15 protein-coding genes are annotated in these 14,106 nt (G+C 67.0%); 1 reads left to right on the forward strand and 14 read right to left on the reverse strand.

From position 1 onward, the window contains the following. Positions 1-17: 17 nt before the first annotated feature. From AXA74_RS21025 to AXA74_RS21035, 3 genes are all read right to left on the reverse strand, one after another. Positions 18-947, reverse strand: coding sequence for an electron transfer flavoprotein subunit alpha/FixB family protein (locus AXA74_RS21025; RefSeq protein ID WP_029577262.1), 930 nt, complete (start codon positions 945-947; stop codon positions 18-20). 2 nt (positions 948-949) lie between these two features. Next, positions 950-1,699 (reverse strand): electron transfer flavoprotein subunit beta/FixA family protein, encoded by a 750-nt coding sequence (locus tag AXA74_RS21030; RefSeq protein ID WP_029577261.1) that lies wholly within the window; start codon positions 1,697-1,699, stop codon positions 950-952. A gap of 69 nt (positions 1,700-1,768) precedes the next feature. Then, on the reverse strand, positions 1,769-2,683 hold the full coding sequence (locus AXA74_RS21035) for a histone deacetylase family protein (protein WP_032955110.1): 915 nt from the start codon (positions 2,681-2,683) through the stop codon (positions 1,769-1,771). 19 nt (positions 2,684-2,702) lie between these two features. Here AXA74_RS21035 and mltB point away from each other — a divergent pair, with 19 nt between their 5' ends. Next, positions 2,703-3,842 (forward strand): lytic murein transglycosylase B, encoded by a 1,140-nt coding sequence (gene mltB, locus AXA74_RS21040; RefSeq protein ID WP_029577259.1) that lies wholly within the window; start codon positions 2,703-2,705, stop codon positions 3,840-3,842. A 54-nt stretch (positions 3,843-3,896) separates the two neighbouring features. Here mltB and cysM read toward each other — a convergent pair whose 3' ends face one another. The 11 genes from cysM to AXA74_RS21095 all read right to left on the reverse strand — a co-directional run. Next, the gene (cysM, locus tag AXA74_RS21045; protein WP_032955093.1) at positions 3,897-4,808 is read right to left on the reverse strand and encodes a cysteine synthase CysM; all 912 of its coding nucleotides are present in this window, start codon (positions 4,806-4,808) and stop codon (positions 3,897-3,899) included. 61 nt (positions 4,809-4,869) lie between these two features. Beyond that, positions 4,870-5,223: a ComEA family DNA-binding protein gene (locus AXA74_RS21050; protein WP_032978148.1), complete on the reverse strand. Its 354-nt coding sequence runs from the start codon at positions 5,221-5,223 to the stop codon at positions 4,870-4,872. Between the two features lie 115 nt (positions 5,224-5,338). Further along, the gene (gene rfaD, locus AXA74_RS21055) at positions 5,339-6,328 is read right to left on the reverse strand and encodes an ADP-glyceromanno-heptose 6-epimerase (protein WP_032955094.1); all 990 of its coding nucleotides are present in this window, start codon (positions 6,326-6,328) and stop codon (positions 5,339-5,341) included. Continuing rightward, positions 6,325-7,266, reverse strand: coding sequence for a D-glycero-beta-D-manno-heptose-7-phosphate kinase (gene rfaE1 / locus AXA74_RS21060; RefSeq protein ID WP_051350494.1), 942 nt, complete (start codon positions 7,264-7,266; stop codon positions 6,325-6,327). Before rfaE1 ends, rfaD begins: the two co-directional genes overlap by 4 nt. Beyond that, entirely contained in the window at positions 7,263-8,492 is a 1,230-nt protein-coding gene (gene lapB, locus AXA74_RS21065; protein WP_029577256.1) for a lipopolysaccharide assembly protein LapB, read from the reverse strand. The genes rfaE1 and lapB overlap by 4 nt, the downstream gene beginning before the upstream one ends. A 36-nt stretch (positions 8,493-8,528) precedes the next feature. Next, positions 8,529-8,843, reverse strand: a complete 315-nt coding sequence (locus tag AXA74_RS21070) for a LapA family protein (protein ID WP_029577255.1) — start codon at positions 8,841-8,843, stop codon at positions 8,529-8,531. A 168-nt stretch (positions 8,844-9,011) separates the two neighbouring features. Next, on the reverse strand, positions 9,012-9,371 hold the full coding sequence (locus tag AXA74_RS21075; RefSeq protein ID WP_029577254.1) for an integration host factor subunit beta: 360 nt from the start codon (positions 9,369-9,371) through the stop codon (positions 9,012-9,014). Position 9,372: 1 nt separating this feature from the next. Beyond that, the gene (gene rpsA, locus AXA74_RS21080; RefSeq protein WP_029577253.1) at positions 9,373-11,085 is read right to left on the reverse strand and encodes a 30S ribosomal protein S1; all 1,713 of its coding nucleotides are present in this window, start codon (positions 11,083-11,085) and stop codon (positions 9,373-9,375) included. A 182-nt stretch (positions 11,086-11,267) separates the two neighbouring features. Next, positions 11,268-11,954: a (d)CMP kinase gene (gene cmk, locus AXA74_RS21085; protein ID WP_029577252.1), complete on the reverse strand. Its 687-nt coding sequence runs from the start codon at positions 11,952-11,954 to the stop codon at positions 11,268-11,270. 17 nt (positions 11,955-11,971) lie between these two features. Further along, positions 11,972-13,291 (reverse strand): 3-phosphoshikimate 1-carboxyvinyltransferase, encoded by a 1,320-nt coding sequence (aroA, locus tag AXA74_RS21090; protein ID WP_029577251.1) that lies wholly within the window; start codon positions 13,289-13,291, stop codon positions 11,972-11,974. Further along, the coding region (locus tag AXA74_RS21095; RefSeq protein WP_060833314.1) for a prephenate dehydrogenase at positions 13,291-14,106 on the reverse strand (816 nt) is incomplete at its 5' end. The genes aroA and AXA74_RS21095, both read right to left, overlap by 1 nt.

Genomic DNA, 14,106 nt, shown 5'->3' on the forward strand with positions numbered 1-14,106 from the left:
CACCCTCGGTCAGCGCATCAGAGCGCGCCGGCCAGCTCGGGCACCACCTGGAACAGATCGCCGACCAGGCCGTAATCGGCCACGCCGAAGATGGGCGCCTCGGGATCCTTGTTGATGGCCACGATGACCTTGGAGTCCTTCATGCCCGCCAGGTGCTGGATGGCGCCGGAGATGCCAACGGCCACATAGAGCTGCGGCGCGACGATCTTGCCGGTCTGGCCGACCTGCCAATCGTTGGGCGCATAACCCGCGTCCACCGCCGCGCGCGAAGCGCCCAGCGCCGCGCCCAGCTTGTCGGCCAGCGGATCCAGGATCTTGAAGTTCTCGGCGCTGCCCAGGCCCCGGCCGCCCGAGACCACCACGCGCGCGCCCGCCAGCTCCGGACGGTCGCTCTTGGCCACCTCGCGGCCCACGAAGCTCGACAGCCCCGAATCGGCCACCGCCTCCACCGCTTCGATCGCCGCCGAGCCGCCCGTGGCCGCCACGGCGTCAAAGCCCGTGGTGCGCACCGTGATCACCTTGACCGCATCGCCCGACTGCACCGTGGCAATGGCATTGCCCGCGTAGATGGGACGCTGGAAGGTGTCGGCCGACTCCACGCCGATGATGTCGGAGATCTGCGCCACGTCAAGCTTGGCGGCCACCCGGGGGGCCACGTTCTTGCCCGAGGCCGTGGCCGGGAACAGGATGTGGCTGTAGGCCGGGGCCACCGCCAGCACCTGCGCGGCCAGGTTCTCGGCCAGCCCGTCGGCCAGCTGCGGCGCATCGGCCAGCAGCACCTTGGCCACGCCGGCCGCGGCGCCAGCCTGCTCGGCCACCGCGCGGGCATTGCTGCCCGCCACCAGCACATGCACCTCGCCGCCCAGCTTGGCGGCCGCGGCGATCGTGTTCAGGGTCGCGCCCTTCAACTGGGCATTGTCGTGTTCGGCAATAACAAGCGTCGTCATTGTTAGATCACCTTCGCTTCATTCTTCAGTTTGTCCACCAGCGCGGCCACGTCGGCCACCTTGATGCCAGCCTTGCGCGCGGGGGGTTCGGTGACCTTCAGGGTCTTCAGGCGCGGCGCCGGGTCCACGCCCAGATCCTGCGGCGTGACCGTCTCCAGCGGCTTTTTCTTGGCCTTCATGATGTTGGGCAGCGTCACATAGCGCGGCTCGTTCAGGCGCAGGTCCGTCGTCACGATCGCCGGCAGCTTCAGCGTCAGCGTCTCCAGGCCGCCATCGACCTCGCGCGTCACCGTCACCTTGCCCTCGCCCAGCTCCACCTTGCTGGCAAACGTCGCCTGCGGCCAATCCAGCAGCGCGGCCAGCATCTGCCCGGTCTGGTTGGCGTCATCGTCGATCGCCTGCTTGCCCAGGATCACCAGCTGCGGCTGCTCCTTGTCCACCAGCGCCTTGAGCATCTTGGCCACCGCCAGCGGCTGCAGCTCGGCGTCCGTCTGCACCAGCACCCCACGGTCCGCGCCGATGGCCATGGCCGTGCGCAGCGTCTCCTGGCATTGCGCCACCCCGCAGGACACCGCGATGACCTCGGCCACGCTGCCCTTCTCCTTCAGGCGCGTCGCCTCTTCGACGGCAATTTCGTCAAAAGGGTTCATCGACATCTTCACGTTCGCGATGTCCACCCCGGTTTGATCAGATTTCACGCGCACCTTGACGTTGTAGTCAACGACGCGCTTGACGGGTACCAATACCTTCATCCAGCAGCCTCCAAACAATAATTTCCCGGCGGAGTGCCGGGAGTTGCATTGCACAATTTTTTCTCGATTCTACAACTTCGAGAGCGATCTGATGTGGGCGACCACGCTGCGGCCCAATGCCGACAGGTTGTAACCGCCCTCCAGCGTGCTGACGATGCGCCCCTGGGCATGGCGGTCGGCCACCTCCACGAGCTGGTCGGTGATCCAGGCGTAATCCGCCTCCACCAGCCCCATCTGGGCCATGTCGTCCTCTCTGTGGGCATCGAATCCGGCCGAAATCAGCACGAGCTGCGGCGCGTGCGCGTGCAGGCGCGGCAACCATTGCTGGCGCACGATGTCACGCACCGCGGCCCCAGTCGAATAGGCCGCCACCGGCACATTCAACATATTGTCCGCAGGATGGTCGAAACCACTGTTGGGAAAGAAGGGATGCTGGAAAAAACTGCACATCAGCACTCTGTCGTCGCCCGCGAAGGCCTCCTCGGTGCCATTGCCGTGATGCACGTCGAAATCGACGATGGCAATGCGCGCGAGGCCATGCTTATGCATGGCATATTGCGCCGCAATAGCCACGTTATTGAAAAAGCAGAAGCCCATGGCCCGGCTGTGCTCGGCATGGTGGCCGGGCGGACGCACCGCGCAGAACGCCGTGGTGGCTTCGCCCGCCATCACCGCGTCGACCGCCGCGATTCCCGCGCCGGCCGCGTGATAGGCCGCCTCCAGGGTGTGGGGATTCATCAGGGTGTCGGGGTCTATCTCCGCATAGCCGTGCTCGGGCGACAGGCCGCGCAGACGATCGAGATGATAGGCGCTGTGCACGCGCAGGATGTCTTCGCGCGTGGCCGCCGGCGCCTGTTTTTCACCCAGGTAGGGCATCAGGCCGTTGGCCAGCAACTGGTCGGAAATGGCGTCCAGCCTCTGCGGACATTCGGGATGCCAACTGCCCATTTCATGCAGCTTGCACGACGGGTGGGTAAGATACATGGTCTCCATAGGGAAGATTATGTTCATCACCCGGCGTTTCCTGCAAATCGGCCTTGCCGCAGTCCTGCTGGGAGGCTGTGCCTCCCCCGCCCCCAAACCCGATGCTTCCGCCGCTTCGCCCGCCGCGACCGAGGGTAAACCCCAGGCCATACGCATTGGTCCCGACACGCCCGCGGCCGAACCGTCCGCCACGCTGACCCCGGGAGGCAAGATGCGGCCCGAGGTGCGCAGCTTCGCCGAATCCGTGGCCGGCGAGCGGTCCCTGCCTCTGGAGCCCGTGCTCGCCATGCTGGCGGACTCCCGCTACAGCAGCACCGTGGCGCGCCTGATCGCCCCCTCGGTACCGGGCCGCAAGGTCTGGCGCAGCTGGCTCACCTATCGCTCGCGTTTCGTCGAACCCAAGCGCATCGCCTGGGGAGTGACATTCTGGAACGAACACCGCGCCGTCATCGAGCGCGCCGCCCAGCAATACGGCGTCCCCGCTTCCATCATCGTGTCCATCATCGGGGTCGAAACCCTGTATGGCCGCAACATGGGCAATTTCCGCGTGATCGACGCGCTGGCCACGCTGGCTTTCGACTACCCCGAACCGGTCAAGCCCGAACGGGTGGAGATGTTCCGCAAGCAGCTGGCCGACTTCATCACGCTGACGCTGCAAGGCAAGCTCGAGCCCGGCGCCCTGGGCTCTTTCGCGGGCGCCATCGGCATGCCGCAGTTCATGCCCACCAGCATCGCCAACTACGCCGTGGACGGCGACGACGACGGGCATATCGACCTGGCCAACAGCGTGCCCGATGCCGTCATGTCGGTCGGCAGCTTTCTGCAAAAGCACGGCTGGCAGCGCGGTCTGCCGGTGTTCGCGCCGGTCATCCTGCCGGCCGATCCCTCGGCCCTGGTCGACGGCGGCCTGACGCCCGGACTGGATTGGGCCCGCCTGCAGCAAGCCGGCGCCCGGATGTCCCCCGGAGGCGCGGCGGGCAGCTGGCAGTCCAGCCCGCTGGGTGTCGTGGACCTGGCCGAAGAAGCGCGCGGCACGGTCCAGTACCGCACCGGCACGGCGAACTTCTTCGTCATCACCCAATACAACCGCAGCTATTTCTATGCGACCGCGGTGGCCGACCTGGCCGCCGAACTGCAGGCCCGCGTCGGCCGCCCCTGATCGTCCAACAAGCAAAAGCCCGCCGGCTGGCGGGCTTGCCCGGGCGGCGCGCGGTCAGTTGAACACGCCCGTGGACAGGTAACGGTCGCCCCGGTCGCAGACGATGAAGACGATGGTGGCGTTTTCCACCCTTGCCGCCACCCGCAAGGCGGCCACCAGGGCGCCGGCCGACGAGATCCCCCCGAAAATGCCTTCCTCGGCGGCCAGGCGGCGAGCCATGGTCTCGGCTTCGGCCTGGACGATGGACTCATAGGCATCGACCAGGGAGCGGTCGAAGATCTTGGGCAAATAGGCCTCGGGCCATTTGCGGATGCCGGGGATCTGCGAGCCCTCGGCCGGCTGGGCCCCCACCACCTGGACGGCCGGATTGCGCGACTTGAGGTAGGTGGACACACCCATGATGGTGCCGGTCGTGCCCATGGCGCTGACAAAATGCGTGACTTGGCCTTGGGTCTGGGTCCAGATCTCCGGGCCCGTACCCTCGACATGGGCGCGCGGGTTGTCCGGGTTGGCGAACTGGTCCAGCACCTTGCCCTTGCCCTCGGCCTGCATGGCCATGGCCAAGTCGCGGGCGTACTCCATGCCGCCCTTGTCGGCCGGGGTCAGGATGAGTTCGGCCCCGTAAGCCGTCATGGCCGCGCGACGCTCCACCGAGAGATTGTCGGGCATGATGAGGACCATGCGGTAGCCGCGCATGGCGGCCGTCATCGCCAGGGCGATGCCGGTGTTGCCGCTGGTGGCCTCGATCAGCGTGTCCCCGGGGGAAATCTCGCCGCGCTCCTCGGCGCGCAGGATCATGGAAAGCGCGGGACGGTCTTTCACGGAGCCGGCCGGGTTATTGCCCTCCAGCTTGGCAAGAATGACATTGCCGCGGGCCTGGCCGAGCTCGCCAGGAATACGTTGCAGGCGCACCAGCGGCGTATTGCCGACGGTTTGCTCGACGGTGGGGTAGGTGATGGCGTTCATGCCGGGATAATAACCGCCCTGCCCGCCCCCGACGGGCCAAACCCGCGCTCCGGGCAGGGGCTCAGGGACGGCGCGCGGCCGCGGGCGCCTTGGCCGGGGCTCCCGGCGCGGGCTTGGCGGCGGGAGCGCCCGCGGCCGGTTTGCCCACCGTCAGGCCGGCCTCGGCCAGGCGGGCCGCCTTGCGCGTGCCGATGCCGCGCACACGCTCGCTCAAGTCTTCCAGCGACCGATAGGGGCCGCCTCTTTCGCGCTCGTGCACAATGAGCTCGGCGCTGCGGGGCCCAAGCCCTTTCAATTCGCGCAGCTGCGCCGCGGTGGCGCTATTGAGGTCCAGGGCGGCGGCCGGCGCCGCGGGGCTGAGCAACAGGGCCGCGGCCAGCAGCCGGCCCGGCAAGGAAACGGGAAACACACGCATGTGACACTCCGGAAGAAAAGACGGCGATTGCCGCCGGGGTCTCCAGAATGCGCCAACGGGCCCGCGAAGGGCCCGCCAGTGCCGCGTTCTGACGCAGCGTACAAGCCCCTGGGTTTTATTTGCGCGCCCGCCAGTAGCGCACGTACTCGCTCACGCCGGTCTGCACATCGCGCATGGGCGCGGTAAAACCGGCTGCGCGCAGATTGTCCACATTGGCCTGGGTAAAGCTCTGGTAGCGTCCCTTCAGGTCATCGGGGAAGGGAATGTAGCGGATCAGGCCTTCGCTCACGAGCGTCTCCAGCGGCAGCGCGGCTTCGCCCTTCTCGGCGCGCAGGCTGTTCACCACGGCGGCGGCCACGTCATTGAAGGGCTGGGCGCGTCCCGTGCCGCAATTGAAGATGCCCGAGATCTGCGGGTGATCCAGGAAGTGCAGATTGACGTCCACCACGTCCTGGACCGAAATAAAGTCCCGGCTCTGGCCGCCATCGGGATAGCCATCCCAGCCCGCGAAAAGGCGCACATGCCCTTCGGCCAGGAACTGGTTCATGTTATGGAAAGCCACCGAGGCCATGCGCCCCTTGTGCTGCTCGTGCGGGCCATAGACGTTGAAATACCGCAGCCCGACGACCTGGGCCGTGAGTCGGTCCAGGCGCGTGCGCAGGACCTGGTCGAACAACAGCTTGGAATAACCATAGACGTTGAGCGGACCCTCATTGGCCGGGTCTTCGACATACACCGTCGAGGCGCCGTACACGGCGGCCGAGGAGGCGTACAGGAAGGGCACGCGCTGCGCCTGGCAATACTCGAACCACTCCAGGGTGACGCGGTAGTTGTTGTCCATCATGTAGCGGCCATTGCGCTCGGTGGTATCCGAGCAGGCGCCTTGATGCAGCACGGCCCGCAGCCGCGGCAGCTTGCCGGCGCGCAGCCATTCGCGCACATCCTCGTGGTGCATGTAGTCGGCGATCTTGCAGTCCACGAGATTGAGGAATTTATCGCCCTGGGTCAGGTCATCGACGGCGATGATGTCGTGAATGCCGCGGCGGTTGAGCCCGCGCACCAGGTTGCTGCCGATGAAACCGGCCGCGCCAGTGACAATGATCATATTGCTTCTCCTGCGAGTTCGGCGCCGGTCACCACAGATGTGCCCAGCTTGCCGACGACGATGCCGCCGGCGCGGTTGGCCCAGCGCATCGCGTCCAGCCAGGACAGGCCGGCGGCGCGCATGACGGCCAGGGTCGCCAGCACGGTATCGCCGGCGCCCGACACATCGAACACCTCGTGGGCCTGGGCCTCGACATGCTCGCGGCCCGCCTGGGTGAACAGCGTCATGCCCTGTTCCGAACGGGTCACGAGCAAAGCCTCCAGGTCCAGGTCCTGGCGCAGGGCCTGGGCCCGGTCGGTAAGCTGGGACTCATTGGACCAGCGGCCCACGGCCTGCTGCATCTCGGCGCGGTTGGGCGTGACCAGGGTCGCGCCCCGATAGCGGGTGTAGTCGTCTCCCTTGGGATCGACCAGCACGGGGATGTTGCGGGCCCGGGCCTGGGCGATCAGGCCTTGCACGCGGGCCAGCGCCCCCTTGGCGTAATCGGACAGCACCAGCACGTCACAGGCCGGCAGCTCGCGCGCCAGGGCGAGATCCACGCCGTCCAGCATGGCCGGGCCGGGCTCTTCCTCGAAATCCACGCGCAGCAGCTGCTGCTGGCGGCCCAGCACACGCATTTTCAGCGTCGTGTGGCGTTCGGGGTCGGCCACCAGATCGGTGCGCACCCCTGCCTCGGCGGCCAGCGCGGCGATGCGGTCGCCGGCCTCATCGGCACCCACCACGCCGACCAGCGTCGCCTGCGCGCCCAGCGCGGCGATGTTGCGCGCGACGTTGGCCGCGCCGCCCAGCCGGTCCTCGCGGCGCGCCACGCGCACCACGGGCACGGGGGCCTCGGGCGAGATACGCTCGACTTCGCCGAACCAATAGCGGTCCAGCATGACATCGCCAACCACGAGCACGCGGGCGCGCGCGACGGCTTGGGCGGGAAAAGACATCATTCAAGTTCTTCCAGACGACGCGGGGTATAGGTTTCCCAGGCATTGCAGCCCGGGCACTGCCAGTAGAACCGGCGCGCCTGGAATCCGCAACTGCGGCAGGCGTAGCGGTCCAGGCGCTGCGTATGCTTGTGTATCAGGCTGCGCAACAAGCTCATGTCGGCGCCCGGCACGGGGCTGCTCTGCGCCTCGCCGCCCGGCTGGGCGGCCAGCTCGGCCTCCAGCAAGCGGTCCAGGCCCAGCAGGGAGGGATGATGGCGCAGCGCCGCGCGCGCGAAGGCCCAGGCAGGCTCGCTGCCCTGTTGGGCGCGCAGTTCGCGGAACACCACGTTGAACAGGTCCAGCGAGGCGTGACGCTCGTACTGCGCCCGCAGGCGCTCCAGGCCCTGCACGACCTCGCCGGCCTGGCGGTAGTTGGCCAGCAGCTGCTCGGCGACCAGGCCGGCGTACTCGGGGGCATCGGCCAGGATGCTCTCCAGGTACATGCGCTCGCGCTTGCTATCGTTCTCCAGCGCGGCCAGGCGGGCGCGCAGCAAGGAGGTCCGCACCTTGGAGCCATGGCTCATGCCCTCGCCTCGGCCGGCGCCTTCGACGGCATGATCGGCCGCATCCAGGGCTGCCAGGGCCGCCTCGATATCGGGCGGCTTGGCCGACAGCGCGCCCTGGGCCTGTTCGCAGTAGTAATGGACCAATTGCGGCACAGGCTCGTCGACCAGCCCGTGCAGGGTCTTGACCGCCTCGATGGCGCGCGGCCAATCGTGTTCGGATTCGTAGATGCGGATCAGCGAGCGCAGCGCAGGCAGCGCATAGCGGGTATCGGTGTCCTTCAATTGCTCGAAGGCGGCTTCGGCGCGATCGAGCATGCCGGCCTTCAGGAAGTCCTGGGCCAGCTCGTGCTGGGCATGCTCGCGCTCGGCCTGCGGCAGATCGGAACGGTTCAGCAGGCTCTGGTGCACGCGGATGGCGCGTTCCATTTCGCCGCGGCGCCGGAACAGGCTGCCCAGCGCGAAGTGCAGCTCCGTGGTTTCCGGATCCAGCTTGGCGACCTCGACAAAGGCGTCGATCGCCCGGTCGGGTTGTTCGTTCAGAAGGAAATTCAGGCCACGGAAATAGGAATCCGGCAAGGTGCGCGTCTCGCGCAGCATCTGCCGGAAATCAAAACGCGCCGCCAACCAGCCCAGTGCAAACAGCACGGGCACGAAAATCAGCCACCAGGGTTCAAAGTCCACGGTCCAGACTCTTGCAATGCAATCAAAAAAGCCGCGTTACAGCGGCGACATCGGCGCGACCGCTTCGGGCGCGACAGGCGGTTGGCTGCCGTTGGCGGCGGCTTGCAGACGTTCGACCTCGCGGCGCAGGCGCTGCGCTTCGCGGCGGCGGCGCATCGACGCCGGCACGGTCAGCAGCAGGCCGAACAGGGCGCCCAGCACGAAGGTCGCCAGCATGACCACGATCAGCGGCACGTCCTGCACCACATAATCGGCATAGAACTTGACAGCCACCGGGTCGGTGTTCTTCAACGCGAACATCAACACGGCGATAAAGACGAGCAATCGCAGGGCCCAGACAAGGTAGCGCATGGCGCATGCTCCAGATGAATAAGACATTTAATTGTAAGCGCAAGCCGGACCGAATCAGTACGGACCGGCAGGCTTTTGTCGGGATCGCGCGGGTTGCGCGGGCAGGCAAAAAAACAAAGCCCCTTGAAACCTCAAGGGGCTTTGCGTCGCGACGACCGCGCAGTGACGTCAGTGCATGGCATGCATATCCATCACGGACTGCAGGGGGTCGGACGATTCATGGGAGGAATCGCCACCCGGTTCGTTGCCAGCCAGATCCACGCGCTCTCGCAACTCCTTGCCCGCCTTGAAGTGCGGCACCTGTTTGCCAGGCACCAGCACTTGTTCGCCGGACTTGGGATTGCGCCCCACGCGCGGAGACCGCTGCGACAACGAAAAGCTGCCAAAACCACGGATTTCGATGCGCTGGCCCGAGGCCAGGGCCTGGGTCATGGCGTCAAGCATGGTCTTGACCGCGTAATCGGTGTCGCGGGCGGCCAGCTGGGGATAGCGGGCCGCCAGAGCGGCGATCAGCTCCGACTTGGTCACGTCAACCGTCGTTGCGCTGTTGATCCAGCTTGGCCTTGAGCAGCGCGCCCAGGTTGGTCGTACCCGACGAGGCGCTGGCTTCGGACATGCGCTGGATGGTTTCAGCGGTCTCGGCGTTATCGCGAGCCTTGATCGACAGCTGGATCGAGCGCGCCTTGCGGTCGATGTTGATGATCATGGCTTCGATGTTTTCGCCGGCGTTCAGCACGGTGGTGGCATCTTCGACACGGCCCGAGGAGATCTCGGAAGCGCGCAGATAGCCTTCGACGTCGACCGACAGGGTCACGACAGCACCCTTGGGCTCGACCGACTTGATCGTGCCGGGGACCACGGCGCCCTTGTCATGCGTGGCGACGAAGTTGTTGAACGGATCGCCTTCGAGCTGCTTGATGCCCAGCGAGATGCGTTCCTTCTCGGTGTCGATGCCCAGGACCACGGCTTCGATCTCGTCGCCCTTCTTGAAGTTGCGCACGGCTTCTTCGCCGGTTTCCGTCCACGACAGGTCGGACAGGTGAACCAGGCCGTCGATGCCGCCAGGCAGGCCGACGAACACGCCGAAGTCGGTGATCGACTTGATGGCGCCGCGCACCTTGTCGCCGCGCTTGAAGTTCGTGGCGAACTCTTCCCAGGGATTCTGGCGGCACTGCTTCATGCCCAGCGAGATGCGGCGACGGTCTTCGTCGATCTCCAGGACCATGACTTCGACTTCTTCGCCCAGGGTCACGACCTTGCGCGGATCGACGTTCTTGTTGGTCCAGTCCATTTCGGAGACGTGCACCAGGCCTTCGATGCCGGCTTCGACTTCCACGAAGGCGCCGTAGTCGGTCAGGTTGGTCACCTTGCCGAACAGGCGGGTGCCTTGCGGGTAGCGGCGAGCCAGGCCCACCCACGGATCTTCGCCCAGCTGCTTGACGCCCAGCGACACGCGGCTCTTTTCCTGGTCGAACTTGAGGACCTTGGCTTCGACTTCCTGGCCCACTTGCAGGACTTCGGAGGGGTGACGCACACGGCGCCAGGCCATGTCGGTGATGTGCAGCAGGCCGTCGATGCCGCCCAGGTCCACGAACGCGCCGTAATCGGTGATGTTCTTGACCACGCCCTTGACCACGGCACCTTCGTGCAGGGTCTCGAGCAGCTTCTGGCGCTCTTCGCCCATGCTGGCTTCCAGCACCTGGCGGCGCGACAGCACGACGTTGTTGCGCTTGCGGTCGAGCTTGATGACCTTGAACTCGAGGGTCTTGCCCTCGTAGGGGGTGGTGTCCTTGACCGGACGCAGGTCGACCAGCGAACCCGGCAGGAAGGCGCGGATGCCGTTGGTCATGACGGTCAGGCCGCCCTTGACCTTGCCCGTGATGGTGCCGGTGACCAGCTCGCCATTTTCCAGGGCCTTTTCGAGTTGCAGCCAGGCCGACAGGCGCTTGGCGCGGTCACGCGACAGGATGGTGTCGCCGTAGCCGTTTTCCAGCGAATCGATCGCCACGGAGACGAAATCGCCGGGTTGTACTTCGAGCTCGCCCTGGTCGTTCAGGAACTCTTCCAGGGGGATCAGTGCCTCGGACTTCAGGCCGGCGTTCACGACCACGAAGTTGTGATCGACACGAACGACTTCAGCGCTGATGACCTCGCCGGACTTCATGTCCTGGCTCTTGAGGCTCTCGGCAAACAGGTCGGCAAAGCTTTCGCCGCCGAAGGCGGGAGTGGAAACGGAAGACATTAGGTTAATAATCCATTAGGCCAAAATCGGCCGTTGATACACACCGCAACGGCTTGCCCGCCGCAGTGGAGTCAAAAAACCTGCCGGTTGCGCCGCTCTTGCGGGGTGACCCGTGGGAACGTACACATGGCCGTCAGGGCCAAGAAACGGCGTCCCGAAAGACACCGCGAACTGCATTCACATCATGAGGCCGGGGCCTGCCTGGCGCGCCAGCGCTCAAGCACGGCCTGCACCGTCTGCTCGATCGTCAGGTTGGACGAATCCAGCACCTCGGCGTCGGCTGCCGGCGCCAGGGGCGCCACGGCCCGCTGCGTATCGCGCGCATCGCGCTCGCGCATATCACGCAAGAGGTCGGCTAGATTAGCAGAAATTCCCTTATCGATCAACTGCTTATAGCGCCTCTGCGCCCGCGCCTCAACATCGGCGATCAGGAAAATTTTCAGGGACGCATCTGGAAAGACCACCGTGCCCATGTCGCGGCCGTCCGCCACCAGCCCCGGGGGCTGCCGGAAGGCCCGTTGCCGCTCGAGCAGGGCCTGGCGCACGGCCGGGTAGGCGGCCACGCGCGACGCATAATTGCCCACATGTTCCTGGCGGATGTCATGGCCCACCTCCCTGCCCTTCAGATACATATGGGGGCCGTCGAAGCGGACATCAAGCGCCTGGGCCACGCCGGCCACGGCGGCCTCGTCCTCGGGCCGCACGCCGCCGTCCAGCGCCGCCAGGGCGGTCAGGCGATACAGCGCGCCGCTGTCGAGCACGGTGAATCCCAGCGCCTTGGCCACCCGGTGGGCGATGGTGCCCTTGCCCGAAGCGGTAGGGCCGTCGATGGTGATGACCGGCGCCGGGCCGGCAGATTCGGAATGCATGGAATATCCCTCGGACGTCAAGCGCCGACCAGGCGGGCGTAAACGTCGAAGTAATTGGGAAAGGTCTTGCTCACGCAGCCCGGATCCAGGATGCGCACCGCGGCCGGCCCGAATGCCGCCAGCGAGAAACACATGGCCATGCGATGGTCGTCCCAGGTGCCGATATGGGCATCGCGCCACTGGCCTGCCGCCGGCGGCGTGACCGCCAGCCAATCGGGGCCGCTGTCGACCGTGGCTCCCAGTTTAGCGAGTTCGGTCTGCATCGCGTGGATACGGTCGGTTTCCTTGACGCGCCAGCTGCCGATATTGCGCAGGCGGCAAGGCCCGTCGGCAAACAATGCCATGGCCGCGGCCGTCATGGCCGCATCGGGGATGAGGTTGAAATCAGCGTCGAACGCCTTGATCCGTCCGCCGCCGGCCACCGCCGGGCCGCTGGCTTCGATCCACTCGGGCCCCCGGGTGATCGTGGCGCCCATGTCGGCCAGGGTGTCGGCAAAGGCGACATCGCCCTGGATGCTGTTCTCGCCCACCCCGGTGACACGGACGGGTCCGCCGCCCAGCACGCCCAGGGCCAGGAAGTAGGAAGCCGTCGAGGCATCGCCCTCGACGGCGATGCGGCCCGGGCTGCGGTAGCGCGCCCCGCCTTCGATGGTGAAGGCCCGCCAGCCGTCGCGCCGCACCGTCACGCCGTAGCGCGCCATCAGGTTGAGCGTGATCTCGATATAGGGTTTGGAAATGAGTTCGCCGATCACCTCGATGGTGACCGCCCGGCCGCTGGCGCCCGCCTCGATGGGCGCGGCCATCAACAGCGCCGTCAGGAACTGGCTGGACACCGACCCCTGGACGCGCACCGTATCGGCCTGGGCCTGTCCGCGCCCCAGGCGCAGCGGCGGATAGCCTTCCTGGCCAAGATAGTCGATCCGGGCGCCCCAGCCCCGCAGGGCGTCGACCAAGTCGCCGATGGGCCGCTCGTGCATGCGGGGCACGCCCGAGAGCCGGTAGTCCCCGCCCATCAGGGCCAGCGCCGCGGTCAGCGGCCTGAAGGCGGTGCCCGCATTGCCCAGAAAGAGTTCGGCCTGCGCGACCGGAAAGCGGCTGGCCCCTTCGACGGCCACCCTGCCCTCGCCCAGATCCGTCACCGCGACGCCCAGCTGACGCAGGGCCGCCAGCATGACGCGCGTGTCGTCGGAATCGAGCAGGCCGGTGATCTCGGTGCGGCCCTCGGCCAGCGCGGCGATCAGCAGCACGCGGTTGGAAATACTCTTGGAGCCGGGCAAGGCCACCACGCCACGGGCGTGGCGTGCGCGGGGCAGGTCCAGATAGGCCTGGGCATTCATCAGGAAGACTCCTTGCGCCAGGCGCGCCGGGCCAGCGCGGCATCCTGCAGCCATTGCTGCAGGCTCGCGCCGTCGCCGGCGGCCAGGGCGGCTTCGGTTCGGTCCAGCACGGCGCGCAGCGCCGCCAGCTCGGCCAGCATGGCCGAACGGTTGGACAGGAAGATGTCGCGCCACATTTCGGGCGAACCGGCGGCGATGCGGGTGAAATCGCGAAAGCCCGAACCGGCCAGCGCCAGCCTGGTCTGGGCGTCCTCGGCCTCGCAGACCTGGGCCATATAGGCGGCCGCCAGAAAATGCGGCATATGGCTGACCGAGGCCAGCACACTGTCATGTTCCTCGGGCGTCATGTCCAGCACCTGGGCGCCGCAGGCCTGCCAGGCGGCGCGCACGCGAGCCACGGCTTGGGGCGGGTTTTCCGCCAGCGGCGTCAGGATGACCTTGCGCCCCTCGTACAACCGGGCATCGGCGGCTTGCGGACCCGTGCGCTCGGCGCCGGCAATGGGGTGGCCCGGCACGAAGGCCGCGATGCGTTCACCCAGCGCCTGGCGCGCGGCCTGGACGACCTCGGCCTTGGTGCTGCCGCCATCGGTGATCAGGCCGTCCGGGCGCAGATGCTCGCGCATGCGCGCCAGCATGGGGCCCAGGCTGCCGACCGGCGTGGCCAGCAGGATGAGATCGGCCTGCGCCGCGGCGTCCTCGGGGCTCACGGCCTCGTCGATGAGGCCCAGCGCCTGGGCCTGGGCCAGCGACTCCGGATTGCGCCCCACGCCGAGCACGCGCCCGACCTGGCCGGCCCGGCGCAGCGCCGCAGCAAA

Origin of the sequence: Bordetella hinzii LMG 13501, assembly GCF_001548475.1 — a bacterium.
In the GTDB taxonomy this organism is placed as follows: Bacteria; Pseudomonadota; Gammaproteobacteria; order Burkholderiales; family Burkholderiaceae_B; genus Bordetella; species Bordetella hinzii.

What these genes read in the sequence shown, in the direction of transcription:
- AXA74_RS21025 (WP_029577262.1), bottom strand. Translation starts at nt 947, where the DNA reads ATGACGACGCTTGTTATTGCCGAACACGACAATGCCCAGTTGAAGGGC.
- AXA74_RS21030 (WP_029577261.1), bottom strand. Translation starts at nt 1,699, where the DNA reads ATGAAGGTATTGGTACCCGTCAAGCGCGTCGTTGACTACAACGTCAAG.
- AXA74_RS21035 (WP_032955110.1), bottom strand. Translation starts at nt 2,683, where the DNA reads ATGTATCTTACCCACCCGTCGTGCAAGCTGCATGAAATGGGCAGTTGG.
- mltB (WP_029577259.1), top strand. Translation starts at nt 2,703, where the DNA reads ATGTTCATCACCCGGCGTTTCCTGCAAATCGGCCTTGCCGCAGTCCTG.
- cysM (WP_032955093.1), bottom strand. Translation starts at nt 4,808, where the DNA reads ATGAACGCCATCACCTACCCCACCGTCGAGCAAACCGTCGGCAATACG.
- AXA74_RS21050 (WP_032978148.1), bottom strand. Translation starts at nt 5,223, where the DNA reads ATGCGTGTGTTTCCCGTTTCCTTGCCGGGCCGGCTGCTGGCCGCGGCC.
- rfaD (WP_032955094.1), bottom strand. Translation starts at nt 6,328, where the DNA reads ATGATCATTGTCACTGGCGCGGCCGGTTTCATCGGCAGCAACCTGGTG.
- rfaE1 (WP_051350494.1), bottom strand. Translation starts at nt 7,266, where the DNA reads ATGATGTCTTTTCCCGCCCAAGCCGTCGCGCGCGCCCGCGTGCTCGTG.
- AXA74_RS21070 (WP_029577255.1), bottom strand. Translation starts at nt 8,843, where the DNA reads ATGCGCTACCTTGTCTGGGCCCTGCGATTGCTCGTCTTTATCGCCGTG.
- rpsA (WP_029577253.1), bottom strand. Translation starts at nt 11,085, where the DNA reads ATGTCTTCCGTTTCCACTCCCGCCTTCGGCGGCGAAAGCTTTGCCGAC.
- cmk (WP_029577252.1), bottom strand. Translation starts at nt 11,954, where the DNA reads ATGCATTCCGAATCTGCCGGCCCGGCGCCGGTCATCACCATCGACGGC.
- aroA (WP_029577251.1), bottom strand. Translation starts at nt 13,291, where the DNA reads ATGAATGCCCAGGCCTATCTGGACCTGCCCCGCGCACGCCACGCCCGT.